Annotated in this window: 18 protein-coding genes and 1 pseudogene; 11 read left to right on the forward strand and 8 right to left on the reverse strand. The window is 72.8% G+C overall.

Annotation, left to right across the window (positions count from 1 at the left end):
- Nucleotides 1-18 precede the first annotated feature (18 nt).
- On the forward strand, nucleotides 19-891 hold the full coding sequence (gene tesB, locus ACGF8A_RS06625; protein ID WP_393104896.1) for an acyl-CoA thioesterase II: 873 nt from the start codon (nucleotides 19-21) through the stop codon (nucleotides 889-891).
- Here the strand turns inward: tesB and ACGF8A_RS06630 are convergent.
- Nucleotides 869-1672, reverse strand: coding sequence for a phosphatase (locus ACGF8A_RS06630; RefSeq protein WP_393104898.1), 804 nt, complete (start codon nucleotides 1670-1672; stop codon nucleotides 869-871). The genes tesB and ACGF8A_RS06630 overlap by 23 nt on opposite strands.
- Nucleotides 1673-1748: 76 nt before the next feature.
- Nucleotides 1749-3296 (reverse strand): helix-turn-helix domain-containing protein, encoded by a 1548-nt coding sequence (locus ACGF8A_RS06635; protein WP_393104900.1) that lies wholly within the window; start codon nucleotides 3294-3296, stop codon nucleotides 1749-1751.
- Between the two features lie 184 nt (nucleotides 3297-3480).
- On the opposite strand from ACGF8A_RS06635, the gene ACGF8A_RS06640 reads away from it, so the two are divergent.
- Genes ACGF8A_RS06640 through ACGF8A_RS06650 form a run of 3 tightly spaced genes read left to right on the forward strand, consistent with a single transcriptional unit; the run spans nucleotide 3481 to nucleotide 7653 of the window.
- Nucleotides 3481-4941 carry a sodium:solute symporter gene (locus tag ACGF8A_RS06640; RefSeq protein WP_393104902.1) on the forward strand — a complete coding sequence of 487 codons (1461 nt, stop codon included), beginning with the start codon at nucleotides 3481-3483 and terminating at the stop codon, nucleotides 4939-4941.
- A 55-nt stretch (nucleotides 4942-4996) separates the two neighbouring features.
- Nucleotides 4997-5971: an agmatinase gene (gene speB, locus ACGF8A_RS06645; protein ID WP_393104904.1), complete on the forward strand. Its 975-nt coding sequence runs from the start codon at nucleotides 4997-4999 to the stop codon at nucleotides 5969-5971.
- A complete protein-coding gene (locus ACGF8A_RS06650; protein ID WP_393104906.1) occupies nucleotides 5968-7653 on the forward strand; it encodes a thiamine pyrophosphate-binding protein in 1686 nt (561 codons plus the stop codon). Before speB ends, ACGF8A_RS06650 begins: the two co-directional genes overlap by 4 nt.
- A gap of 7 nt (nucleotides 7654-7660) precedes the next feature.
- Here the strand turns inward: ACGF8A_RS06650 and ACGF8A_RS06655 are convergent, their stop codons facing one another.
- Nucleotides 7661-7798, reverse strand: coding sequence for a hypothetical protein (locus ACGF8A_RS06655; RefSeq protein ID WP_393105154.1), 138 nt, complete (start codon nucleotides 7796-7798; stop codon nucleotides 7661-7663).
- 294 nt (nucleotides 7799-8092) lie between these two features.
- Here ACGF8A_RS06655 and ACGF8A_RS06660 point away from each other — a divergent pair, with 294 nt between their 5' ends.
- The 3 genes from ACGF8A_RS06660 (at nucleotide 8093) to ACGF8A_RS06670 (ending at nucleotide 13776) form a co-directional block, all read left to right on the forward strand.
- Entirely contained in the window at nucleotides 8093-11806 is a 3714-nt protein-coding gene (locus ACGF8A_RS06660; RefSeq protein WP_393104908.1) for an ABC transporter ATP-binding protein, read from the forward strand.
- A gap of 104 nt (nucleotides 11807-11910) precedes the next feature.
- Nucleotides 11911-12273, forward strand: coding sequence for a hypothetical protein (locus tag ACGF8A_RS06665; protein ID WP_393104910.1), 363 nt, complete (start codon nucleotides 11911-11913; stop codon nucleotides 12271-12273).
- A gap of 84 nt (nucleotides 12274-12357) precedes the next feature.
- Nucleotides 12358-13776 carry a S28 family serine protease gene (locus tag ACGF8A_RS06670; protein WP_393104912.1) on the forward strand — a complete coding sequence of 473 codons (1419 nt, stop codon included), beginning with the start codon at nucleotides 12358-12360 and terminating at the stop codon, nucleotides 13774-13776.
- Between the two features lie 85 nt (nucleotides 13777-13861).
- Here ACGF8A_RS06670 and ACGF8A_RS06675 read toward each other — a convergent pair whose 3' ends face one another.
- Both ACGF8A_RS06675 and ACGF8A_RS06680 read right to left on the reverse strand, forming a co-directional pair.
- Nucleotides 13862-15694 carry a glycoside hydrolase family 3 protein gene (locus tag ACGF8A_RS06675; RefSeq protein ID WP_393104915.1) on the reverse strand — a complete coding sequence of 611 codons (1833 nt, stop codon included), beginning with the start codon at nucleotides 15692-15694 and terminating at the stop codon, nucleotides 13862-13864.
- Nucleotides 15695-16004: 310 nt separating this feature from the next.
- Nucleotides 16005-16913 carry a LysR family transcriptional regulator gene (locus ACGF8A_RS06680; protein WP_393104917.1) on the reverse strand — a complete coding sequence of 303 codons (909 nt, stop codon included), beginning with the start codon at nucleotides 16911-16913 and terminating at the stop codon, nucleotides 16005-16007.
- A gap of 93 nt (nucleotides 16914-17006) precedes the next feature.
- Between ACGF8A_RS06680 and ACGF8A_RS06685 the strand changes: the two genes are divergently transcribed.
- Nucleotides 17007-17921, forward strand: coding sequence for an EamA family transporter (locus ACGF8A_RS06685; RefSeq protein WP_393104919.1), 915 nt, complete (start codon nucleotides 17007-17009; stop codon nucleotides 17919-17921).
- 90 nt (nucleotides 17922-18011) lie between these two features.
- Here the strand turns inward: ACGF8A_RS06685 and ACGF8A_RS06690 are convergent, their stop codons facing one another.
- The 3 genes and pseudogenes from ACGF8A_RS06690 to ACGF8A_RS06700 all read right to left on the reverse strand — a co-directional run bounded on the left by ACGF8A_RS06690 (nucleotide 18012) and on the right by ACGF8A_RS06700 (nucleotide 20077).
- A complete protein-coding gene (locus tag ACGF8A_RS06690; RefSeq protein WP_393104921.1) occupies nucleotides 18012-18812 on the reverse strand; it encodes a sugar phosphate isomerase/epimerase family protein in 801 nt (266 codons plus the stop codon).
- Between the two features lie 118 nt (nucleotides 18813-18930).
- Nucleotides 18931-19467, reverse strand: a pseudogene (locus ACGF8A_RS06695) (GNAT family N-acetyltransferase); the annotation flags it as partial.
- 160 nt (nucleotides 19468-19627) lie between these two features.
- Nucleotides 19628-20077 carry a nuclear transport factor 2 family protein gene (locus ACGF8A_RS06700; protein WP_393104923.1) on the reverse strand — a complete coding sequence of 150 codons (450 nt, stop codon included), beginning with the start codon at nucleotides 20075-20077 and terminating at the stop codon, nucleotides 19628-19630.
- Nucleotides 20078-20262: 185 nt separating this feature from the next.
- Here ACGF8A_RS06700 and ACGF8A_RS06705 point away from each other — a divergent pair, with 185 nt between their 5' ends.
- The 3 genes from ACGF8A_RS06705 to ACGF8A_RS06715 all read left to right on the forward strand — a co-directional run bounded on the left by ACGF8A_RS06705 (nucleotide 20263) and on the right by ACGF8A_RS06715 (nucleotide 22631).
- Nucleotides 20263-20916, forward strand: coding sequence for a hypothetical protein (locus tag ACGF8A_RS06705; protein WP_393104925.1), 654 nt, complete (start codon nucleotides 20263-20265; stop codon nucleotides 20914-20916).
- 109 nt (nucleotides 20917-21025) lie between these two features.
- Complete coding sequence (locus ACGF8A_RS06710; protein ID WP_393104927.1) at nucleotides 21026-21250, forward strand: ferredoxin; 225 nt, start codon at nucleotides 21026-21028, stop codon at nucleotides 21248-21250.
- Nucleotides 21240-22631, forward strand: coding sequence for an NAD(P)/FAD-dependent oxidoreductase (locus ACGF8A_RS06715; RefSeq protein ID WP_393104929.1), 1392 nt, complete (start codon nucleotides 21240-21242; stop codon nucleotides 22629-22631). The genes ACGF8A_RS06710 and ACGF8A_RS06715 overlap by 11 nt, the downstream gene beginning before the upstream one ends.
- Nucleotides 22632-22652: the final 21 nt, after the last annotated feature.

The following is a 22652-nucleotide window of genomic DNA, read 5'->3' on the forward strand; positions in this document are numbered from 1 at the left end:
GCCAGTAGAAAAGGTGCCATGAACGAGGCACTACAGGGTCTGCTCGATCTGCTCGACCTGGAGCAGATCGAGCAGGACATCTTCCGCGGCCAGTCCCGGTCCGCCGTCGTCCCGCGCGTCTTCGGCGGACAGGTCGCGGCCCAGGCGCTGGTCGCCGCCGGGCGTACGGTCCCCGACGACCGCCACCCGCACTCCCTGCACGCGTACTTCCTGCGCACCGGCGACCCCGGCGCGCCGATCGTCTACACGGTCGACCGGATGAACGACGGCCGCTCCTTCACCGCCCGCCGGGTCGTGGCGGTCCAGCACGGTCAGCCGATCTTCGCGCTCTCCACGTCCTTCCAGAAGGACGAGGAAGGCTTCGACCACCAGACCTCGATGCCGCACGCGCCCGACCCCGAGACGCTCCCCACCTCCGAGGAGCGGCTCAGCGGATACGGCCACCTGCCCTCGCAGGTCGTCGAGAAGTTCCTGGAGGCGCGCGCCGCGGTCGACCTGCGCTACGTGGACGAGCCGCCCTACGGCAGGTTCGGCGAGCCGCGCGCGCCGCACTCCCAGGTGTGGTTCCGCGCCAACGGCAAGCTGGCCGACGACCCGCTCCTGCACGTCGTGCTGGCGACGTACGTCTCCGACATGACGCTCCTGGACTCCGTGCTGCTCGCGCACGGCCGCGGCGGCTGGGCCGTCGGTGACGTCGTCGGGGCCTCGCTGGACCACGCGATGTGGTTCCACCGTCCGTTCCGCGCCGACGAGTGGCTCCTGTACGACCAGGAGTCCCCGTCGGCGTACGGCGGCCGCGGCCTCGGCCAGGCCCGCATCTACACGCAGGACGGCCGCCTCGCCGTCACGGTGATCCAGGAGGGCGTGGTCAGGATCCCTCGGACTGGCTGAGCCCCGCCTCCGAGAGCAGATACGCCGTCATCGGGTCGTAGAACCGGGGGCTCACCACGTGGTCGTCGAGGGGGACCGTCACCTGGACGGTTCCCTCGGCCTCCGCGATGAACAGGGCCGGGTCGTTGGAGTCGGCGTAGCCCACCGAGTCGACGCCGTGCCGCCCCGCGTATCCGGCCCAGCCGTGGTCGGCGACGACCAGGTCCGGCAGCGGACGGCCCTCGCGCTCCAGGCCGGTGAGGATGGCCTTCATCGGCTCGCCCGAGTGGGTGTGCCACAGGGTGGCGCCGTGCTCCAGCACCGCCACGTCCGCGAACTGCATGACGTACCCCTCGTCCGTCCGCAGCCCCTCCGGGATCACCACGATCTCGCAGCCCGCGGCGCGCAGCGCGGCGGCCGTGGCACGGTGCACGTCGAGCAGGCCGCCGGGGTGGCCGGTCGCGAAGAGGACCCGCTGACCGCCGTCCGCCGCCTTGCGCAGCCGGGCCGCCAGGCGCTCCAGAGCGGCGACGGTCAGCTCGGGGTCGATGGTGTCCTGGCCGTGCCGGTACTCGGCGTCGTCGTTCACGCCGACCCGCTCCGCCATCACCGCGAGCACGTCCTGCTCGTCGGTCCAGCGGTCGCCGAGCTCCAGGCCGAGCCAGAAGTTGCGGACGCCGTTCGCCAGTTGGCGGTAGTGGGAGAGGTTGTTCTCACGCGGGGTGGCGACATCGCCCGCGATGCGGGTCTTCACAAGGTGCTCGACGAGCTCGGCGCGGCTGGGTGTCCCGGGTATCGGCATGGCTCTCATTGTGCGGTACGCGCCTGGACCCGTCCCCGCCGTCCCGCACGCTGGGACGTGGGTCACTCACCCGGGGTCACAGCTGCCGCAGCGCGAACCACAGCTCCATCCGTACGTCCGGATCGTCCATGTCCGTGTCCAGCAGCGCCGCACAGCGGGAGATGCGCTGCCGCACGGTGTTGCGGTGCACCGACAGGGCGACGGCGGTGCGGTCCCAACTGCCGTGCAGGGACAGCCAGGTGCGCAGGGTGTCGGTGAGGGCGGTGTTGCCCGCCACGGGTCCCAGCACCGCGCGGGCATGCGCCGCGGCCTCGCCGCCCGGCAGCAGGTCCGCCAGGGCGGGCCGGCCGCCGTGGCGCACCAGCGCCGTCCGGGTGGCGCGGGCGCGGGCCAGTGCGCGGGCCGCCTGGGTGTCCGCGGCCGGCCACTGAGGTGGGCCGGCGGGGGCACTGACGCCCAGGGTCCAGCCGGGCTGCGGGGCCGGTTCGCGATCGGCGGGCAGCAGGACGCGTACGACGTCCCCGGCGAGGTCCACCAGCGGCGAACCGAGCGCCGCGCCGAGCGCCGAGGCGGCGACCGGGTCGGGGACCTGCGCGTCGGGCCGGGCGTGCACGACCCGCAGGCTCCCGGTGCCGAGCAGCGGTGCCACCGCCTCCGGCTCGGCCCCCAGCAGCAGTCGCACCAGCGCCGAGGAGCGGGCCGCGCCGGCCCGGCTGTGGTGCTCGCCGGTCAGGAGGGAGAGCAGCACGGCGGCGACGGCGGCGATCGTGTGGTCGGCGGGGTCGCGGTGCTCCGCCGCGATCCCGAGCGCGAAACCCTGGCCCGCGCCGAGTGCGTAGGCGGAGAGGTGACAGCCCGCGACGGCGTCGGTGGCCGAGGTGGGGGCGGGCGAGGGCGAGGGGGAGGACGGGGAGGACGGGGAGGAGGGGGAGGACGGGGAGGACGGCGAGGACGGCGAGGACGGGGAGGGCCCGGCGGGGCGTCGCACCACGCGGGCCAGTTCCGCCAGCGCCCCGCGCACTTCGTCGGCCGGGGACCTGCCCGCCGCGGCGAGACGGGCGCCGTCGGGGCCGTACAGCACCGCCCAGCCGCCGACCCCGTGGGCGAGCTGACGCAGTACCGACGGCACCGGGTCCGGCCGGGCGGCGGCCGCCGCCAGGCTCTGCTGGGCCTCCGTCACCCGGCGGAGCTCGGTGAGCCGGGCCCGGGCGATCAGCTGCCAGACGGCGCGGGCGACGCCGGAGAAGGTGGTCCGGGGCGGGACCTCCAGCAGTGGCAGGCCGTACGCCTCGCACGCCTCGACCAGCGCCCGCGGCACCGTGTCGTGCACCGGGGCCAGCCCGAAGCCGAGGGCCGCGCCGCCCGCCGCGACGATCCGCGAGACGTAGTCGTCGAAGTACGTCCCCGACCCCGCCGCCCTGGGAATGTGCACCCCGGCCGTGAGCAGCAGCTCGCCACCCAGCAGGTACGGGTACGGGTCGGACATCTCCGAGGTGTGCGCCCCGTGCAGCACGATCCCGGGGCCGGACGGCCCGGCGATCTGCCGCAGGGCGAGATCCTCCCTGGCCAGCAGGGCGGACAGGGGTACCGGCGGAGTGGGTGGGAGGGCCGGGGTCTCGGACATGGTGTGCACTTCCTGCAGTCCGTTCCGCGCGAATGGATGAAACGTACACTTCGCAGTCGCTTTCCGGCCACCTAGGGTCGGTCCAGACCGGCAGCCGCGGGTACGGGCGGATGTCCCCGCGCCATCACACCGGACAACTCCCATCTGCACGACACGCCACCGAGAGTGTGCGAAGGAGGGCCCCATGGCCGTCGACTACATCGTGATCGTCGTCTATCTGGCCGGCATGCTGGCCATGGGCTGGTGGGGCATGCGCCGCGCCAAGTCCAAGAGCGAGTTCCTGGTCGCGGGCCGCAGGCTCGGCCCGGCCATGTACTCCGGCACCATGGCGGCGATCGTCCTCGGCGGCGCGTCCACCATCGGCGGCGTGGGCCTCGGCTACCAGTACGGCCTGTCCGGCGCCTGGATGGTCTTCACCATCGGTCTCGGTCTGCTGGCCCTGTCGATCTTCTTCTCCGCGCGCATCGCCCGTCTGAAGGTCTACACCGTCTCCGAGATGCTGGACCTGCGCTACGGCGGCAGAGCGGGCGTGATCTCGGGCGTGGTGATGTGGGCGTACACCCTGATGCTCGCGGTGACCTCGACCATCGCGTACGCCACGATCTTCGACGTGCTGTTCGACATGAACCGCACCCTCGCGATCGTCCTCGGCGGCTCGATCGTCGTGGCCTACTCGACCCTGGGCGGCATGTGGTCGATCACGCTGACCGACATGGTGCAGTTCGTGGTCAAGACGATCGGCGTGCTGCTGCTCCTGCTGCCCATCGCCGTCGTCAAGGCGGGCGGCTTCAGCGAGATGAAGGCCCAGCTGCCCACGGAGTACTTCGACCCGCTGGGCATCGGCGGCGAGACGATCTTCACCTACGTCCTGATCTACACGTTCGGCATGCTGATCGGACAGGACATCTGGCAGCGCGTCTTCACCGCCCGCAGCGACGGGACCGCCAAGTGGGGCGGCACGGTCGCCGGCACCTACTGCCTGGCCTACGCGCTCGCCGGCGCCGTCATCGGCACCGCCGCCAAGGTCCTCTACCCGAACCTGGCCAGCGCGGACGACGCCTTCGCCACGATCGTGAAGGACGAACTGCCCGTCGGGGTGCGGGGGCTGGTGCTCGCGGCGGCGCTCGCGGCCGTGATGTCGACGTCGTCCGGCGCCCTGATCGCCTGCGCCACGGTCGCCAACAACGACATCTGGTCGCGGCTGCGGGGCCTGGTGCGCCCGTCCGGGCAGGAGCACGACGAGGTCAAGGGCAACCGCGCCTTCATCCTGCTCATGGGAGTCGCCGTGATCCTCACGGCCATCGCGCTCAACGACGTCGTGCAGGCGCTGACGGTGGCGTACAACCTGCTCGTCGGCGGTCTGCTGGTCCCGATCCTCGGCGGACTGCTGTGGAGGCGCGGCACGGTCCAGGGCGCCCTCGCGGGCGTCGCGGTCGGCGGCGTCTCCGTGGTCGTCCTGATGGCCACCTACGGCATCCTCGCCAACGAGCCCGTCTACTACGGCCTGCTGGCCTCCCTCGCCGCGTACGTGATCGTCTCGCTGGCCACCCCGGCCACGGACGCCGCCGTACTCGCCGCCTGGCGCGAGCGGCTCGCCGGGCGGGCGCCCGAACCCCGGTCGGACGCGGCCCCGGCCCACCAGTAGAGTCGTACGGAAGTCGTACATACGCGATGAGGCGTGAGAAAGAAGGCATTTCCCGATGAGCAGCAACGAGACGCCGACCCCCCGCGGCCCTGTCGACTCGTCCCGCGTCCCGCGGTACGCCGGCCCCGCGACGTTCGCCCGGCTGCCCCGCCTCGACGAGGTCGGCACCGCCGATGTCGCCGTCGTGGGCGTGCCGTTCGACTCGGGCGTCTCGTACCGGCCGGGCGCCCGCTTCGGCGGCAACGCGATCCGCGAGGCGTCCCGGCTGCTGCGGCCGTACAACCCGGCGCAGGACGCCTCCCCGTTCGCCCTCGCCCAGGTCGCGGACGGCGGCGACATCGCGGTGAACCCGTTCAACATCAACGAGGCCGTGGAGACCGTCGAGGCGGCCGCCGACGACCTGCTCGGCACCGGCGCCCGCCTGATGACGCTGGGCGGCGACCACACGATCGCGCTGCCCCTGCTCCGCTCGGTCGCCAAGAAGCACGGCCCGGTGGCGCTGCTGCACTTCGACGCCCACCTCGACACGTGGGACACGTACTTCGGCGCCGAGTACACCCACGGCACGCCCTTCCGGCGCGCGGTGGAGGAGGGCATCCTCGACACCTCGGCGCTCTCCCACGTCGGTACCCGAGGCCCGCTGTACGGGAAGCAGGACCTCACCGACGACGAGAAGATGGGCTTCGGCATCGTCACCTCCGCGGACGTCTACCGCCGGGGCGCCGACGAGGTCGCCGACCAGCTCCGCCAGCGCATCGGCGGAAGGCCCCTCTACATCTCCATCGACATCGACTGCCTCGACCCGGCGCACGCCCCCGGCACCGGCACCCCCGAGGCGGGCGGCATGACCTCCCGCGAGCTGCTGGAGATCCTGCGCGGACTGGCATCCTGCAACCTGGTGTCGGCCGACGTCGTCGAGGTGGCCCCCGCGTACGACCACGCGGAGATCACGTCGGTGGCGGCCTCCCACACGGCGTACGAACTGACCACGATCATGTCCCGACAGATTGCCGAGGCGCGCGCGAAGTGACTCACGACCACGACCTGGTACTCCGTCCGACGGCCGCGCAGACCACGGCGGCCCTGAACCCGCCGCCCGGCCGCAACGGCGGAGACCTGGTCGTGGAGACGCTGGCCGGGCTCGGCGCGACGACGGTCTTCGGGCTGCCCGGTCAGCACGCGCTCGGCATGTTCGACGCCCTGCGGCGGTCCGACCTGCGGTACATCGGGCTGCGGGTGGAGAACAACGCCGGGTTCGCGGCCGACGCGTACGGCCGGACCACCGGCGAGGCGGCGCCGCTGCTGCTGTCGACCGGCCCGGGGGCGCTGACCTCGCTGGCCGCGCTCCAGGAGGCGGCGGCGGCCTCGGCGCCGGTGCTGGCGATCAGCAGCCAGGTCCCGACGGCGGGCCTCGGCGGCGGCCGGCACGGCTATCTGCACGAACTGCCCGACCAGGCCGCCTCGTTCCGGGGCGTGGTGAAGTCGGTCCACACCGTGCGCACGCCGTCGCAGATCCCCTCGGCCGTCGCGGCGGCCTGGAAGTCGGCGCTGACGGCCCCGCACGGGCCGGTGTGGGTGGAGATCCCGCAGGACGTACTGCTGGCCGAGACGTCGATCCCGGTCGTGACGGGCGGCGACGCCTTTCCCGAGGAACTGCCGCCGCGTCCCGAACTCACCGCTGTGGCGGCCGACCTGCTCTCGAACGCCGCCCGCCCGGCGATCATCGCGGGCGGGGGAGTGGTCCGGGCGGACGCCTCGAAGAAACTCCTTCAGCTGGCGGAGGCGCTCCAGGCACCGGTCGTCACGACCGCCGGCGGCAAGGGCGCGTTCCCCTGGGGGCACCCGCTGTCGCTCCAGTCGTGGATCGAGGACCGGCACACCACCGACTTCCTGGAGGACGCGGACGTACTCCTCGTCGTCGGCTCCGGCCTCGGCGAACTCTCCTCGAACTACCACACGTTCAAGCCGCGCGGCCGGGTCGTGCAGATCGAGGCCGACCTCGGCAAGCTGGAGTCCAACCACCCGGCGCTGGGCATCCACGCGGACGCGCGGCTGGCGTTGCAGGCGCTGCTGGAGACGGTCGCGGAGCGCCAGGACCCGTCGGCGCCGGAGCGTGTGCGCGAGGTCCTCGCGAAGGTCGCCGAGCGCATCGCCTCCCAGGAACTCACCCTGGAACAGGACGTGCTGGCGTCCGTCCGGCGGGCGCTGCCCGACAGCTCCCCGTCCTTCTGGGACATGACGATCCTGGCGTACTGGGCCTGGTCGGCCTTCGACGCCAAGGGCCCCAACACCATGCACTCCGCCCAGGGCGCGGGCGGCCTGGGCTACGGCTTCCCGGCGGCCCTGGGCGCGGCGGCCGCCGACCCGGCCCGGCCGGTGCTGGCGGTGTCGGGTGACGGCGGCGCGCTGTACTCGATCGCCGAGCTGGCGACGGCCCGGCAGTACGACCTGAACGTCACCTGGCTGATCGTCGACGACGGCGGCTACGGCATCCTGCGCGAGTACATGACCGACGCCTTCGGTCAGGCCACGGCGACGGAACTGACCCGCCCGGACTACGTGGCGCTCGCGGAGTCCTTCGGCGTCCCGGGCATCCGTACGACGCCGGAGAACCTGGAGGCCGACCTGACGAAGGCGCTGGCGGCACCGGGGCCTTCGGTGGTCGTGCTCCCGGCGGTGCTGCGGATGTTCGCGCCGACGCATCTGGGGTGACGCCGGTTCAGCAGGAGCCCGGGCCGACCCGGTCGATCCGGCCGCCGAAGTCGCCGAGGTAGCGGGAGCGCCAGTCGCCGTCGAAGACGTCGCGCTTCTCGAGCGGGCTCCAGTTGAGGCGGGTGCACAGCGTCGGGGCCTTCAAGGGCCGCGGCCACGACTACATGATCACCGTGCTCACCCACGGTAACGGCACCATGAACCACGGCGTCGCCACCGTCCAGGGCGTGGCCAAGGCCGTGCACCAGGACCTCGCCGCGTCCTGACGAGGCCCCGCGATCGCTGAGGCGGGATGAAATCGGGGCCCGTCGGTGTTGGTGCCTTCCGGTAGATCAGGACGATCGGCCGACCAGGACGACCGGTGGACCAGGACGACTGGTGGACCAGGACGACCGGTCGATCATGGCGGCCGGTCGATCGGACGACGGAGGGCACCCGCGTGGGACCGCAACGGGGATGGGCACGACGGCTGTGGGATTACGCCTGGCGTCATCCGAAGGACGTGGTGCTGGCCCTCGGCTCCTCGCTCGCCGGCATGGCCGTGATGGCCCTCGTCCCGCTGATCACCAAGGTGATGATCGACGACGTGGTCGGTGCCAGGACCCGCGCCATGGCCCCCTGGGCCGCCCTGCTCGTCGCCGCCGCCCTCGTCGTCTACGTCCTCACCTACATCCGCCGCTACTACGGCGGCCGTCTCGCCCTCGACGTCCAGCACGACCTGCGGACGGACATGTACGGGACGATCATCCGTCTCGACGGCCGCCGGCAGGACGAGCTGTCAACCGGCCAGGTCGTCGGCCGCGCCACCAGCGACCTGCAGCTGATCCAGGGCCTGCTCTTCATGCTCCCGATGACCATCGGGAACCTCCTGCTCTTCCTGATCTCCCTCGTGATCATGGCGTGGCTGTCGCCGCCGCTCACCCTGGTCGCCGTGGCCGTCGCCCCGGCCCTGTGGTTCATCGCCAAGCGCAGCCGCACCAAGCTCCACCCCGCCACCTGGTACGCCCAGGCCCAGGCAGCCGCCGTCGCGGGCGTCGTCGACGGTGCCGTCAGCGGCGTCCGGGTGGTCAAGGGCTTCGGGCAGGAGGAGCAGGAGACCGGCAAGCTCCGCGAGGTCGGCAGGAAGCTCTACGCCGGGCGGCTGCGCACCGTCCGGCTGAACTCCAAGTTCACCCCGGCCCTCCAGGCCGTCCCCGCCCTCGGCCAGGTCGCGATGCTCGCCCTCGGCGGCTGGCTGGCGGTGCGCGGCCACATCACGCTCGGCACCTTCGTCGCGTTCTCCACCTATCTCGCCCAGCTCGTCGGCCCGGTCCGCATGCTCGCCGTGGTCCTCACCGTCGCCCAGCAGGCCCGCGCCGGCACCGAGCGCGTCCTGGAGCTGATCGACACCGAGCCGTCGATGAAGGACGGGCACCACGACCTCCCCGCCGACGCGCCCGCCACCGTCGAGTTCGACGACGTCCACTTCGGATACGACGACTGCAAACCGGTGCTGGGCGGCCTGAGCTTCGAGATCCGCCCCGGCGAGACCCTCGCGGTCGTCGGCTCCTCCGGCTCCGGCAAGTCCACGGTCTCCCTCCTCCTGCCGCGCTTCTACGACGTCACCCGCGGCGCCGTCCTCGTCGGCGGACACGACGTCCGCGAGCTCACCGTCGACTCGCTGCGCGCGGCGATCGGCCTGGTCCCCGAGGACTCGTTCCTCTTCTCGGACACGGTCCGCAACAACATCGCCTACGGCCACCCCGACGCCACCGACGCACAGATCGAGGCCGCCGCCCGCGCCTCCCAGGCCGACCGCTTCATCCGGGAACTGCCCGACGGCTACGACACCACCGTCGGTGAGCACGGCCTCACCCTCTCCGGCGGCCAGCGCCAGCGCATCGCCCTCGCGCGCGCCCTGCTCACCGACCCGCGTCTGCTCGTCCTCGACGACGCCACCTCCGCCGTGGACGCCCGCGTCGAGCACGAGATCCACGAGGCGCTCCAGCAGGTGATGCGGGGCCGCACCACCCTGCTCATCGCCCACCGGCGCTCCACGCTCAACCTCGCGGACCGCATCGCCGTCCTGGACGCCGGCCGGCTCGCCGACATCGGCACCCACGCGGAGCTCCAGAAACGCTCCGCCCTCTACCGCCGCCTGCTCACCGACCCCGACGAACTCGGCGCGGTCTCCCCGGGCCACACCCTGCCCTCCGTGCCCCAGGAGGACACCTCCGTCCGGGACGAGCTGGACGCCGAGTTCGACGCCGAACGCGGGGTGACACCCCGCCTGTGGGCCGGTGACCGCGAGCCCAAGGACGCCGTCCGCACCGGCGCCCCGGCCACCCCGGAGCTGCTCGCCCAGGTCGACGCCCTGCCGGCGGCCACCGACGTCCCCGCCGTCGACGAGTCCCACGCGGTGCGGCCGGAGCAGTCGTACGGGCTGAAGCGGCTGCTGCGGGGCTTCGGCACACCCCTGCTGCTCAGCCTGGGCCTCGTGGCCGTCGACGCCGGTATGGGGCTGCTGCTCCCCGTGCTGATCCGGCACGGCATCGACAGCGGTGTCACGAAGGCCGCGCTCGGTGCCGTGTGGGCCGCGTCGCTGCTGGCCCTCCTCGCGGTCCTCGCCCAGTGGGTGGCGCAGACCGGCGAGATCCGGATGACCGGCCGGACCGGCGAACGCGTGCTGTACTCACTGCGGCTGAAGATCTTCGCCCAGCTCCAGCGGCTCGGACTCGACTACTACGAGCGGGAGCTCACGGGCCGGATCATGACCCGGATGACGACCGACGTGGACGCCCTGTCGACGTTCCTCCAGACGGGCCTGGTCACCGCGTTCGTCTCGGTGGTCACCTTCTTCGGGATCATGGTCGCCCTGCTTGTCATCGACGTCGAGCTCGCGCTCGTGGTGTTCGCCACGCTCCCGCCGCTGATCATCGCCACGTACTTCTTCCGCAAGGCGAGCGTGAAGGCGTACGAACTCGCCCGTGAGCGGGTCTCGACGGTCAACGCCGACCTCCAGGAGACGGTGTCCGGGCTGCGGATCGTGCAGGCCTTCCGGCGCGAGGGGGACGGCGGGCGGCGGTTCGCGGAGCGCAGCGACAGCTACCGGCAGGCCCGCATCCGTGGCCAGTGGCTGATATCCGTCTACTTCCCCTTCGTGCAGTTCCTGTCGTCCGCCGCGGCGGCGGCCGTGCTCGTCGTGGGCGCCGGGCGGGTGGAGGCGGCCACGCTCACCACGGGCGCGCTGGTGGCGTACCTGCTCTACATCGACCTGTTCTTCGCGCCCGTCCAGCAGCTCTCCCAGGTCTTCGACGGCTATCAGCAGGCGTCCGTCTCGCTCGGCCGGATCCAGGAACTGCTGCGCGAGCCGACGTCGACGAAGTCCGCCGACGAACCCCGCGAAGTCCTCTCCCTGCGGGGCGACATCGCCTTCGAGGACGTGCACTTCTCCTACGGCGACGAGGAGGAGGCCCTCAGCGGCATCGACCTGGTCGTCCCCGCCGGGCAGACCGTCGCGTTCGTCGGCGAGACCGGAGCGGGCAAGTCGACGCTGGTGAAGCTGGTGGCGCGGTTCTACGACCCGACCGGCGGCCGGGTCACCGTCGACGGCGCCGACCTGCGCGACCTGGACATCACCGCTTACCGGCACCGCCTCGGCGTCGTACCGCAGGAGGCGTACCTCTTCCCCGGCACCGTCCGCGACGCCATCGCCTACGGCCGTCCGGACGCCACCGACGCCGAGGTGGAGGCGGCCGCCCGCGCGGTCGGGGCGCACGAGATGATCGCGACGCTGGAGGGCGGCTACCTCCACCAGGTCGACGAGCGCGGCCGCAACCTCTCCGCCGGGCAACGGCAGTTGATCGCGCTGGCCCGCGCCGAACTCGTCGACCCGGACGTCCTGCTCCTCGACGAGGCGACGGCCGCGCTCGACCTCGCGACCGAGGCCCAGGTCAACCAGGCCACGGACCGGCTGACCGGCCGCCGCACCACCCTCGTCGTCGCCCACCGCCTGACCACCGCCGCCCGCGCGGACCGGGTCGTGGTGATGGATCACGGCCGGGTGGTGGAGGACGGCACGCACGAGGAACTGCTGGCGCGCGACGGGCGGTACGCCGCGCTGTGGCGGACCTTCGTCGGGGCGCCGGAGCCCGAGGAGACCGTAGGCGTCTGACGTCCGTGCAACCATCGGGCCTACGCCCTGCGTCCGTACATCCGTACGTCGATCCGAGGGGCGCGGAGGGGACGACTGTGGACACGGGTGCGATACGACGTCGGATGGCGCTCGGCGTGGCCCTGCTGACCGCGTCCGGGCTGCTGGCGCTCGCCGCGCCGGTGGACGCGCACGCGGCGGCGTCCGGCTGCGCCGGGCGCAAGGTCAGGACGCTGCCGTTCGCCACCGGGGTCGTGAAGGTCTACAAGCGCGGCGGGTACGTCTGCGCCGTGACGCTCCCGGAGGACCCCGGACCCAGGCGCTCGATGTCGGTCAGCGTGCAGGCACGCGGCAACCGGCCGGTCGTCGACAAGGGCAGGTACGCGCACCGGGCGGGCCCGGTGACGGTGCACGCCGGGCAGCGGTGCGTGTGGGTGAAGGGCTCGGTGGGGCGGGGGTCGGTGAGCTCCGGCTGGATACTGTGCTGACCTGCTGATTCGCCAACCACCCTGGTGCACAGGTGTGTTGCTCCGATAGCTTCCGGCGCACATCTGTTCTGACAGGGAGGGTGCATGCGCAAGGCGCTCAGATGGCTGCTCGCGCTCACCGTGCTCATAGGCACCGTGAGCACGGCGGGGGCGGCCACCGCCGCCCAGCCGGAGGCCACCGACATCAAGGACCGGTTGCTCTCGATACCCGGCATGAGCCTGATCGAGGAGAAGCCGTACCCCGGCTACCGCTTCTTCGTGCTCAACTACACGCAGCCCGTGGACCACCGGGGGCCCTCCAAGGGCACGTTCCAGCAGCGCGTCACCGTGCTGCACAAGGACGTCTCGCGGCCGACGGTCTTCTACACCGGCGGCTACAACGTCTCGACCAACCCCAGCCGCCGCGAACCCACCCAGATCGTCGACGGCAACCAGGTCTCCATGGAGTACCGCTTCTTCACGCCGTCCCGGCCCAGCCCGGCCGACTGGACCAAGCTGGACATCTGGCAGGCCGCCAGCGACCAGCACCGCATCTTCAAGGCGCTGAAGCCGCTCTACTCCAAGAACTGGATCTCCACGGGCGGCTCCAAGGGCGGCATGACCGCCACCTACTACGAGCGCTTCTACCCCCGTGACATGGACGGCGTGGTCGCCTACGTCGCCCCCAACGACGTCGTGAACGACCAGGACAAGGCGTACGACCGCTTCTTCGCCGGCGTCGGCACCAAGGAGTGCCGCGACCGGCTGAACGGCGTGCAGCGCGAGGCCCTGGTGCGCCGGGAGCCGCTGGAGCAGCGCTACCAGGCCTACGCGGCGGAGAACGGCTACACCTTCGACACCGTCGGCAGCCTCGACAAGGCGTACGAGGCGACCGTCCTCGACTACGTCTGGGGCTTCTGGCAGTACAGCCTGCTGTCCGACTGCGACACCATCCCGGCGGACGCCAGGAACGCGACCGACGACGAGATCTGGAACTCCATCGACACGGTCGCCGGATTCTCCTTCTACACCGACCAGGGCCTGGCGCCGTACACGCCGTACTACTACCAGGCGGGCACCCAGCTGGGCGCGCCGACGATCGTCTTCCCGCACATCGAGAAGAAGTACATCCGCTACGGCTACCTGCCGCCGCGCTACTTCGTGCCGCGGTCGATCCCCATGAAGTTCCAGCAGGGCGCGATGAGGGACGTCGACAGCTGGGTCCGCCACAACGCGCGGCACATGCTCTTCGTCTACGGCGAGAACGACCCGTGGGGCGCCGAGCAGTTCCGGCTCGGCAAGGGCGCGCGTGACTCGTACGTCTTCACCGCCCCCGGCGCCAACCACGGTGCCAACGTGGCCGGCCTCCCCGAGAAGCAGAAGGCGTTCGCCACGGCCAGGATCCTGAAGTGGGCCGGAGTCGCGTCCACCGCGGTCGAGGCCGACCCGGCGCTGGCCGAGCCGCTGGCCAGGTACGACGCCCGGCTCGACAAGCGGGGCGCGGAGCGGACGCTGCGTCCGTGACGTCGGTGCTGCGCCCGCCCGTTGACCACAACGGGCGGGCGCAGCCCACGGTCCCGGCGTACCGGGCCCTGCGTCCGGTCGGCTCCTAGTACGACAGACCGTGCCCGACCGGGTACAGCACCCTCGCCGGGTCGTCGGCCCGCTGCACCGGCACCGGCAGCTTCCCGCGGGGCCGTACCTTTCCGGCGATGACCCTGGCCGCCGCCCGCACCTCCACGTCCGTCCAGGAGTAGGACGCCAGGTAGCCGCGGACGCCGGGCAGCTGGGCCACGTCGTACGGGTTGCGCACGGCCACCGCGACCACCGGCTTCCCGGTCGCCAGCAACCGCTCGACCAGCGTCCTCTGCGAGCTGGTCGCCGTGACGTTGTACGTCCCCACGACCACCGCGTCCGCGTCCTGGGCCGCCGCGACGGCCCGGTCGACGGTCGCCGCGGAGGGCGCCGTACCCGTGGACAACGCGGTGGCGGTGAAGCCGAGTTCGCTCAGCGCGCCCGCGAGGACGCCGGTGGGCGGGCCGGTCGTGCCGGACGGCGAGGCCGGGTCGGCGCCGACCACGAGCAGCCGGGGGTGCTCGCGCCGGGACAGCGGCAGCAGCTCGCCCTCGTTGACGAGCAGTGTCGTCGTCCGCCCGGCGATCCGGTCGGCCTCCTTGAGGTGGGCCCGGGTGCCGACCGCGCGGTCGACGCCCCGCGCGCTGACGTAGGGCGCCTCGAACAGCCCCAGCTTCGCCTTCAGCCGCAGCACCCGCAGGATCGACTCGTCCAGCCGTTCCTCGGTGAGCTCGCCGTCCTGGACGGCCTTCAGGACCGCGTTCCAGGCGACGTCCAGCTTGGGCGGGTTGAGGAGCTGGTCCACGCCGGCCTTCAGCGCCAGCACCGGCACCCGGTCGTCGCCGTACTTGGTGCGGACGCCCTCCATGCCGAGCGAGTCGGTGACCACGACCCCGTCGTAGCCCAGCTCCTCACGCAGGATGCCGGTGAGGATCGGGCGGGAGAGGGTGGCCGGGTCGCCGGAGGAGTCCAGCGCCGGGACCATGATGTGCGCGGTCATGATCGAGTCGATGCCGGCCTCGATCGCGGCGCGGAACGGGGGCGCGTCGATCGCCCCCCACTCCTGCCGGGTGTGCTCGATGACCGGGAACCCGTAGTGGCTGTCCACCTCGGTGTCGCCGTGGCCGGGGAAGTGCTTGGCGGTGGCGGCGACGTCCGCGCGCTGGTACCCGGCGACCTGCGCCGCGACCAGCTCGGCCACCGCGTCCGGATCGGCGCCGAAGGACCGTACGCCGATGACCGGGTTGGCCGGGTTGACGTTGACGTCGGCGACGGGGGCGTAGTCCTGCCGGATGCCCATCGCGCGCAGTTCCTCGCCGGCGATCCGGCCGAGGGTGCGGGCGTCGGCGCGCGAACCGCCGGCGCCGACGGCCATCGCGCCCGGGAAGAGCGTCGCGGGCCTGCCCACGCGGGCCACTATCCCGTGCTCCTGGTCCGTGGAGATCAGCACGGGCAGTCCGCGGGGCAGGTCGAGGGAGGCCTTCTGGATGCCGTTCGACAGGTCCGCGATCTGGTGCGGGCTGCGGGTGTTGTGTGCCCAGGTGAAGTAGATGATGCCGCCGAGGCGGTACTTGGCGAGCAGCTCGGCGGCCGTGCGGACCCCGAGTTCGCCGAGGTTGAGGTCGATGTCGGCCTGGTCGGGGGCGGTGGCGGAGTGGCCGTAGACCCGGGAGACGAAGAGCTGGCCGACCTTCTCCTCCAGGCTCATCCGGGAGATGAGATTCCGCAGGCGTCTGTCGTCGCCGGCGTGCGCGGTGCTCTGCCCGACCGTCAGGGCCGCGGTGACACCCGCGGTGGCGGCGAGCACCGTACGTCTCGAAGGGGTGGCGGCGGTGTTTCCCGCGCTTTTCGTGCTGGCGTGGTGCACGTGCGCTCCTTCCGGAGGAGATCGCTGAAGGAAACTTCCAGGGAGCCACCAATATCCGGGAAGTTTCTGCCGGTCAAGGGGACGCACAGCACCCCACCGGGTGAGGGGCCGCCGTCGGCGCAGGGAGGGGTCGCGCCGACGGCGGCGGACCGCCGGCCGGGTCACGGCGCGGAGGGGGTGCGAGCGGACGCGTCCGGCAGCCGTGCGCGTTGGACGGGCGGTGTGCGGGATGGGTTCCCGCGCCGCCCCGGGGCGACCGCCGGGCCGCGCCCGACTCGGCTGTCCCAGGTGCCGGTCGCGCCGGAGGTCCCTACCGCTCCGCCACCCCCGCCCACCGCTCCTGCAACGTCCGTACCGTCTCCGCGATCGCCGGGCGGCGGGCCGCGCCCTCGCGCCAGAGGGCGTAGAGGTGGCGGACGGGCAGGGGATCCAGGGGGACCTCCACTACGCCCCCGGGGAGCGGGCCCCGGCCCAGGCGGGGGATGAGGGCCACGCCCAGGCCCGCCGCGACCAGGGCCACCAGGGTCGGGTTCTCCTCCGCCATGTGGACGACGTCCGGCTCGTGGCCGGCCGAGCGCAGGGTGCGCATCAGCCAGTCGTGGCAGACCCGGCCGGGCGGCTGGCACACCCACCGCTGGCCACCCAACTCCTGTCGCCGTACCGCCGTTCGGCCCGCGAAGGTGTGGTCCCGGGGGACCAGCAGGTCGCACAGGTCGTCCCCGATCACCGCCTGCTCCACGCCCGCCGGGGCGGGCAGCGGTGCGATGTCCCAGTCGTGGGCCACGGCCAGGTCGACGGCGCCCCTGGCCACCAGGTCGACCGACAGATGGGGGTCGACCTCGGTCAGGCGCGCGTCCAGGGCCGGGTGGCGCTTCGCCAGGTCGGCCAGGACCCCCGGCAGCAGCCCCCGCGCCGCCGACGGGAACGCCGCCACCGTCAGGCGGCCGGCCGGCAGCCCGCGCCGTTCCTCCAGTTCCGTCTCGGCCCGCTCGACGATGGCCAGCAACTCTCGTGCGGTGGCGGCCAGCTGAAGCGCCTCGGCGGTCAGTCGTACGCCCCGCCCCTCCCGCTCCAGCAGCACCGTGCGCGTCTCCCGCTCCAGCTTGGCGATCTGCTGGGACACGGCCGACGGGGTGTAGCCGAGCGCGGCGGCGGCCGCTCCGACCGTGCCGTGCACGAAGACGGCGTGCAGGGCCCGCAGTCGCTGGAGGTCGAGCATGGCGGCCACTCCTCGGTCGATTAGCTCCGCTTCATCCAACCATGCAGCAAGCATCGCTGGTGCTACATGGTCGTTGCAGGTGATCCTCGACGTATGCGACCCGCCCACCTCCTGCTCGCCGTCCTCGTCGCCGCCGTCTGGGGCGTCAACTTCACCGTCATCGAAATCGGTCTCGACCACTTCCCGCCCCTGCTCTTCTCCGCCCTGCGCTTCCTGGTGGCGGCCGTCCCCGCCGTCTTCCTCGTAGGTAGGCCGAAGGTGGCCTGGAAGTGGATCATGGCGGTCGGACTGGCTCTCGGGGTGGCGAAGTTCGGCCTGCTGTTCGTCGGGATGGACGCCGGGATGCCGGCCGGGCTGTCGTCACTGGTGCTCCAGGCGCAGGCGGTGTTCACCGCGCTGATCGCCTTCCTGGCCCTCGGCGAACGACCCACCTGGATCCGGGCGTCGGGGATGCTGGTGGCTCTCGCCGGCATCGCCGTCGCCGCCGTCGACGAGGGCACCTCGGGCCCCCTGACCGCCTTCGCGCTGGTCGTCGCGGCAGCCGCCTGCTGGGGCGCCTCCAACGTCCTCACCCGCAGGGCCGCACCCCCGGACGCCCTCAACTTCATGGTGTGGGTGAGCACCGTCCCCGTCCTGCCCCTCCTCGCCCTGTCCCTCCTCCTGGAAGGGCCCACCCGGGACCACGAGGCCCTGCGCGCCCTCGACTGGCAGGGCGCCGGCACCGTCCTCTACGTCGCCTGGATCGCCACCGTGTTCGGATTCGGCGCCTGGGGCTGGCTGCTGCGCCGCCACCCGGCCTCCACCGTCGCGCCCTTCTCGCTGCTGGTCCCGGCCTTCGGGATGACGTCGGCGGCGCTGTTCCTCGGCGAGTCGATGACGCCACTGCGCTGGTGTGCGGCGGCGCTGCTCGTGGGCGGAGTGGCCCTCACGTCCGTGACGCCCCGGCGCCCCCTGGCGGTCCGTCCCGTGGACGCACCGGCGCGCCGGGCGGACGTGGTCCGCTCATGAGTCCTGCCGGGCTCCCGCCAGGCGTTCGCGCAGCCGAGCGTCTGCCGAGGGGTCGCCCCGCCGGTCAACTCGGGCGGCCCGCGACGCCGTTCAGGCCGAGTCGTTGAGCAGTCGCCCCAAGTGGTCGCGGCCCGCGTCCAGCAGGCCGGGGAGCGGCGCCGCCTCCTCGTACCAGCGCTTCTCGTACTCCCAGCACAGCCAGCCGTCCCAGCCCTGCCGGGAGAGCAGCTCCACGGTCTCGGCGAGGGGGAGCACTCCGGCGCCGAGGGGAAGCGGCGTCCTGTCGTCGGCGGAGGCGATGTCCTTGACCTGGACATAGCCCAGGTGGGGGGAGAGGGCCGCGTACGTCTCCGAGGGCTGCTCACCACCCAGCCACGTGTGCATCACGTCCCACAGGACGCCGACCTGGCGGTGGCCGACCAGGCCGAGGACGCGCATCGCGTCGGCGCCCGTGCGGTGCGAGTCATGGGTCTCGAGGAGGATGCGCACCTCCGCGTCGGTGGCGTGCTCGGCGGCCGCGCCCAGACGGCGCGCGGCGGTCGCGTCGGCCTCCTCGGGGCTCTGCTCCGCCGTGCCGCCGGGAAACGCCCGGACGTACGGCGCGCCCAGGTCACGGGCCAGGTCGAGCAGGGCGCGCAGCTCGGCGAGGACCGGCTCGTCGTCGCCCGGCGCGGCCACGCGCGTGTACCCGGCGACACCGAGCAGCTCGACGCCGGACGCCTTGAACTCGGCGGCGACATCCGCCCGTTCGGCGGCCCCGATGCCGGGATGCACCGGCTCCTCGGGGTGGGCGCGCAGCTCCACACCGTGGTAGCCGTGCTCGGTCGCGAGCCGGAGGACTTCCGGCAGGGGGAGGCCGGGGACACCGAGGGTGGAGAACGCGAGCTTCATGTATCCAGCTTCGTACACCCGGGGCCCTGCCGTCACTCCGGTGCCGCCGATTCGCCCCGCGCGGCGCCGCCGGGGCCCGTGCCGTGCGGTGGCCGCCGACTCCTGCGCGGTGCCGCCGTCACTCCCGTGGCGTGCGCAGATCCAGGCGCCAGTCCTGGCCGACCAGGTCCTTGCCGAACGAGCGGTGCGGCTTCTCGGCGACCAGCACGAAACCGTGCCGCTGGTAGACGCGGCGGGCGGCGGTGAGCACGTCGTTCGTCCACAGGACGAGGTCGCGGTAGCCGACCCCGCGCGCGAAGCCGACGACCGAGCGCACCAGCCGGTCGCCGATGCCGAGGCCGCGCGCGTCCGGTTCGACCAGCAGCAGCCGCAGCCGGGCCGTCGCCGGCGCCTCGTCCCGTACGCACATCACGCACCCCACCGGACGCCCGTCCAGTTCGGCGATCCACACCCGCTCCAGATGCGGGTCGTGGTCCTCGGCGAAGTCCGCGACGATCCGGGCGACCAGCCCCTCGTAGTCGGTGTTCCAGCCGTGCTCGGCGGCGTACAGCGCGGCGTTGCGCTGCACGATCCAGCCCAGCTCGCCGGGGGCGGGCTCGCGCAGCACCACGTCCTCGGGGCGCGGCGCCCGGCCGGAGCCGAGGACCGCGCGTACCGCTGTCCGGGTCGGTCGGCCGACGGCGCCTCAACCGCGCTGAGAGGCCCCCGCTGCACGCTTCCGCGTCGTGGCATCGCGGCGCGGAAGCGTCGCCGGGAGACTGCTCGGCAGGACCGTGACCCGGACCGCTCATCGCCGGCGGCCGCTCCTTTCGGTCTCACTCCACGACGGGCGGCCGCCCCTGCGTCCACACCGGCCGCACCGCCATCCGGCTGAACCGCCAGCCGTCCGGCGTATGCCGCACCTCGGCGTCGAAACGCCCCCCGACGGTGAACAGGGTCTCGTCGTCGTGGACATGGGTCATGTGGGCGTTCCAGGAGACGTCGGCCCGCCCGCCCGCGATGTCGATCAGGATCCCGGACGCCATGTGCTGCGTCCGCGCGAACCGCCCGACCGCCTCCTCGGCGAGCCGCCCGACCGCCTCCAGCCCCTCGGCGGTGCCGACGGGTGTCTCCATCCGTACGTCCTCGGTGGCGAGGCCGCCCATCCAGCCCGGGGCGAACTCGCGGGCGTCGAGTGCGCGGAAGAGGCGGTGGACAAGGGTCTGGACAGAGGTCTGGACAAGGGTCTGGACGGGGCTGTCCTGGGACGCGTGGTGATCGCTCATGCCACGAGCGTCGTACGTCAAGCGCGCTTGAGGTCAAGCCCGGGACCACCGGCCGTCCGAAGGCCGTCGCGGCCCGGTGGCGGGACGTCCCGGATTGCTGCTGTCTGTACGGAGGAGGGGCGCAAGGCCCGGCGGAGCACGGCGGACGCCCGCGGGCGGGAAGGCCGCAGAGAGAGCGAGGAACCATGGGGCACAAGGACGAGCGTCTCGGGACACCCCGGGCCGCCGGGATCGCCGGAGTCGTGTTCGCGCTCCTGATGGCCGCGGCGATCATCCTGGTGCGCCTCGCCCTGCCCGGCGGGGCGGACGGCACCGAGGTCACCGTCGACGCCGGACAGCGAGGCGCCGTACAGACGGCGCTGGAGCTCCTGCCGTTCGCCGGGATCGCCTTCCTGTGGTTCATGGGAGCGCTGCGCGAGCAGGCCGGCGCGGGGGAGGACCGCTTCGTGTCCACCGTGTTCCTGGGCAGCGGACTGGTCTTCGTCGCCATGCTGTTCGGCAGCGGCGCGGCGGCCGGGACCGTACTCGACGACAGCCGGCAGCACTCGTCGTTCGGCCGCTTCTTCGCCTACACGCTGCTGACCACGTACGGGCTGCGGATGGCGGCGGTGTTCGTCTTCACGGCCTCGACCATCGGCGCCCGCCTCGGCGTCCTCCCGCGCCCCCTCATCCTGCTCGGCTACCTCGTCGGTCTGGTGCTGCTCGTGGTGGGAGCGAATCTGCCCTGGTCCGAGCTGGTCTTCCCGGCCTGGGCGCTAATCGTCAGCCTGCACATCCTGCGTGGCGGGCGGCCCGCGGGACCGCCTGCCCCCGGCCGGCCGCCTGCCGCCGGAGCCTGAGGCGGCGGGCGGGATTCACTCCGACGGACCCCTCCTCGTCGCCGCCTCCCGCCGGGGCGCGCACGATGGCCGCAGGGGGACCGGGCCGCCGGAGAGGACACGACCCTTGGTGAGACTTGTCGTCGACCTGAACCGCTGTCAGGGATACGCGCAGTGCGCGTTCCTCGCGCCCGACGTCTTCGTCATGCACGGCGAGGAGGGACTGCTCTACCACCCGGAGGCGGACGAGGCACAGCGCGGAAGACTCGCGCAGGCCGCGGCCGCCTGCCCCGTCCAGGCCATCCTCGTCGACAAGGTGGACCCACCCGCCGAGGCGGTGCCCGATGAGCGGTGACGGATCCCTGGACAGGCTCCGGCGCGAGGGCCGCATCGTCGTCGTCGGCGCCTCGCTCGCGGGGCTGCGCGCCGCGGAGACCCTGCGGGAGAAGGGCTTCACCGGCTCCCTGACGATCGTCGGCGACGAGCCCCACGACCCCTACGACCGGCCCCCGCTGTCCAAGCAGGTGCTGCTCGGCATGACCACCGCCGACCGCACGGCGCTGCCCCGGCGCCGCGCCGTCGACGCGACCTGGCGGCTCGGCGTCCCGGCCACCGGCCTGGACATGGCAGCGCGGCGCGTACGGCTGGCCGACGGCGACGAGGTGCCGTACGACCGTCTGCTGATCGCCACCGGCGTGCGGGCGCGGCCATGGCCCCGGGAGACCGAGGCCGAGCTCGACGGTGTCTTCGTGCTGCGCACCCGCGACGACGCCGCCAGGCTCGCGCGCCGGCTCGCCCAGGGGCCCAAGCGGGTCCTCGTGATCGGCGCCGGGTTCACCGGCTCCGAGATCGCCTCCGCCTGCCGGGAGCGCGGCCTCGCCGTGACCGTCGCCGAGCGTGGCGCGACGCCCCTGGTGGGCGCGCTCGGCGGAGTGGTCGGCGCGGTCGCCGCCGACCTCCAGCAGGAGCACGGCGTGGACCTGCGGTGCGGGGTCATGGTGACGGCCCTGGAGGGTGACGCCTCGTGCCGGGTGCGGGCCGCGCACCTGTCCGACGGGTCCACCGTCGAGACCGACCTGGTGATCGTCTCGCTCGGCGCCACCCGCAACACGGAGTGGCTCGCCGGCTCCGGGCTCGGTGCCGGCCCCCGCGGCATCGCCTGCGACGCCGGCTGCCGCGCCTTCGACATCCGCGGCATCGTGACCGACGACATCTACGTCGCCGGCGACGTGGCCCGCTCCCCGCACCCCTTGTTCGGCTACCAGTTCCTGTCTCTGGAGCACTGGGGCAACGCCGTCCAGCAGGCCGGGATCGCGGCGCACAACATGCTCAGCGAGAGCGCCGACCGCCTGCCCCACATGTGGGTGCCGGCCTTCTGGTCCTCGCAGTTCGGCGTGAACATCAAGTCGGTCGGGGTGCCGTCGCTGGGCACCGAGATCCTCGTCTCCCAGGGCTCGCTGACCGACCGGCGGTTCGTCGGCGTCTACGGGTACCAGGGCCGCGTCATCGGCGCGGTCTCCTTCGACCACGCCCGGTGGCTGCCGTTCTACCAGGAGCTGATCGAGACCACCGCGCCGTTCCCGCCGCCGTTCCCCACGGTCGGCCGGAGCCCGGGCGGGCAGCGTCCCGTGGACGCGGACTTCCCCGACCCGTCGGTGCCCACCCACGGCCCCACGGTGACCCTCAGCGGATACTCACCGGCCGACCGCCGGATGACGTTCACTCCCGCGCACTGACCCGCACGGCCACGAGGACTG

The organism is Streptomyces sp. NPDC047706 (assembly GCF_043204795.1).
Taxonomy (GTDB): domain Bacteria; phylum Actinomycetota; class Actinomycetes; order Streptomycetales; family Streptomycetaceae; genus Streptomyces.

What these genes read in the sequence shown, in the direction of transcription:
- tesB (WP_393104896.1), top strand. Translation starts at nt 19, where the DNA reads ATGAACGAGGCACTACAGGGTCTGCTCGATCTGCTCGACCTGGAGCAG.
- ACGF8A_RS06630 (WP_393104898.1), bottom strand. Translation starts at nt 1,672, where the DNA reads ATGCCGATACCCGGGACACCCAGCCGCGCCGAGCTCGTCGAGCACCTT.
- ACGF8A_RS06635 (WP_393104900.1), bottom strand. Translation starts at nt 3,296, where the DNA reads ATGTCCGAGACCCCGGCCCTCCCACCCACTCCGCCGGTACCCCTGTCC.
- ACGF8A_RS06640 (WP_393104902.1), top strand. Translation starts at nt 3,481, where the DNA reads ATGGCCGTCGACTACATCGTGATCGTCGTCTATCTGGCCGGCATGCTG.
- speB (WP_393104904.1), top strand. Translation starts at nt 4,997, where the DNA reads ATGAGCAGCAACGAGACGCCGACCCCCCGCGGCCCTGTCGACTCGTCC.
- ACGF8A_RS06665 (WP_393104910.1), top strand. Translation starts at nt 11,911, where the DNA reads ATGGCGCTCGGCGTGGCCCTGCTGACCGCGTCCGGGCTGCTGGCGCTC.
- ACGF8A_RS06670 (WP_393104912.1), top strand. Translation starts at nt 12,358, where the DNA reads ATGCGCAAGGCGCTCAGATGGCTGCTCGCGCTCACCGTGCTCATAGGC.
- ACGF8A_RS06680 (WP_393104917.1), bottom strand. Translation starts at nt 16,913, where the DNA reads ATGCTCGACCTCCAGCGACTGCGGGCCCTGCACGCCGTCTTCGTGCAC.
- ACGF8A_RS06685 (WP_393104919.1), top strand. Translation starts at nt 17,007, where the DNA reads ATGCGACCCGCCCACCTCCTGCTCGCCGTCCTCGTCGCCGCCGTCTGG.
- ACGF8A_RS06690 (WP_393104921.1), bottom strand. Translation starts at nt 18,812, where the DNA reads ATGAAGCTCGCGTTCTCCACCCTCGGTGTCCCCGGCCTCCCCCTGCCG.
- ACGF8A_RS06700 (WP_393104923.1), bottom strand. Translation starts at nt 20,077, where the DNA reads ATGAGCGATCACCACGCGTCCCAGGACAGCCCCGTCCAGACCCTTGTC.
- ACGF8A_RS06705 (WP_393104925.1), top strand. Translation starts at nt 20,263, where the DNA reads ATGGGGCACAAGGACGAGCGTCTCGGGACACCCCGGGCCGCCGGGATC.
- ACGF8A_RS06715 (WP_393104929.1), top strand. Translation starts at nt 21,240, where the DNA reads ATGAGCGGTGACGGATCCCTGGACAGGCTCCGGCGCGAGGGCCGCATC.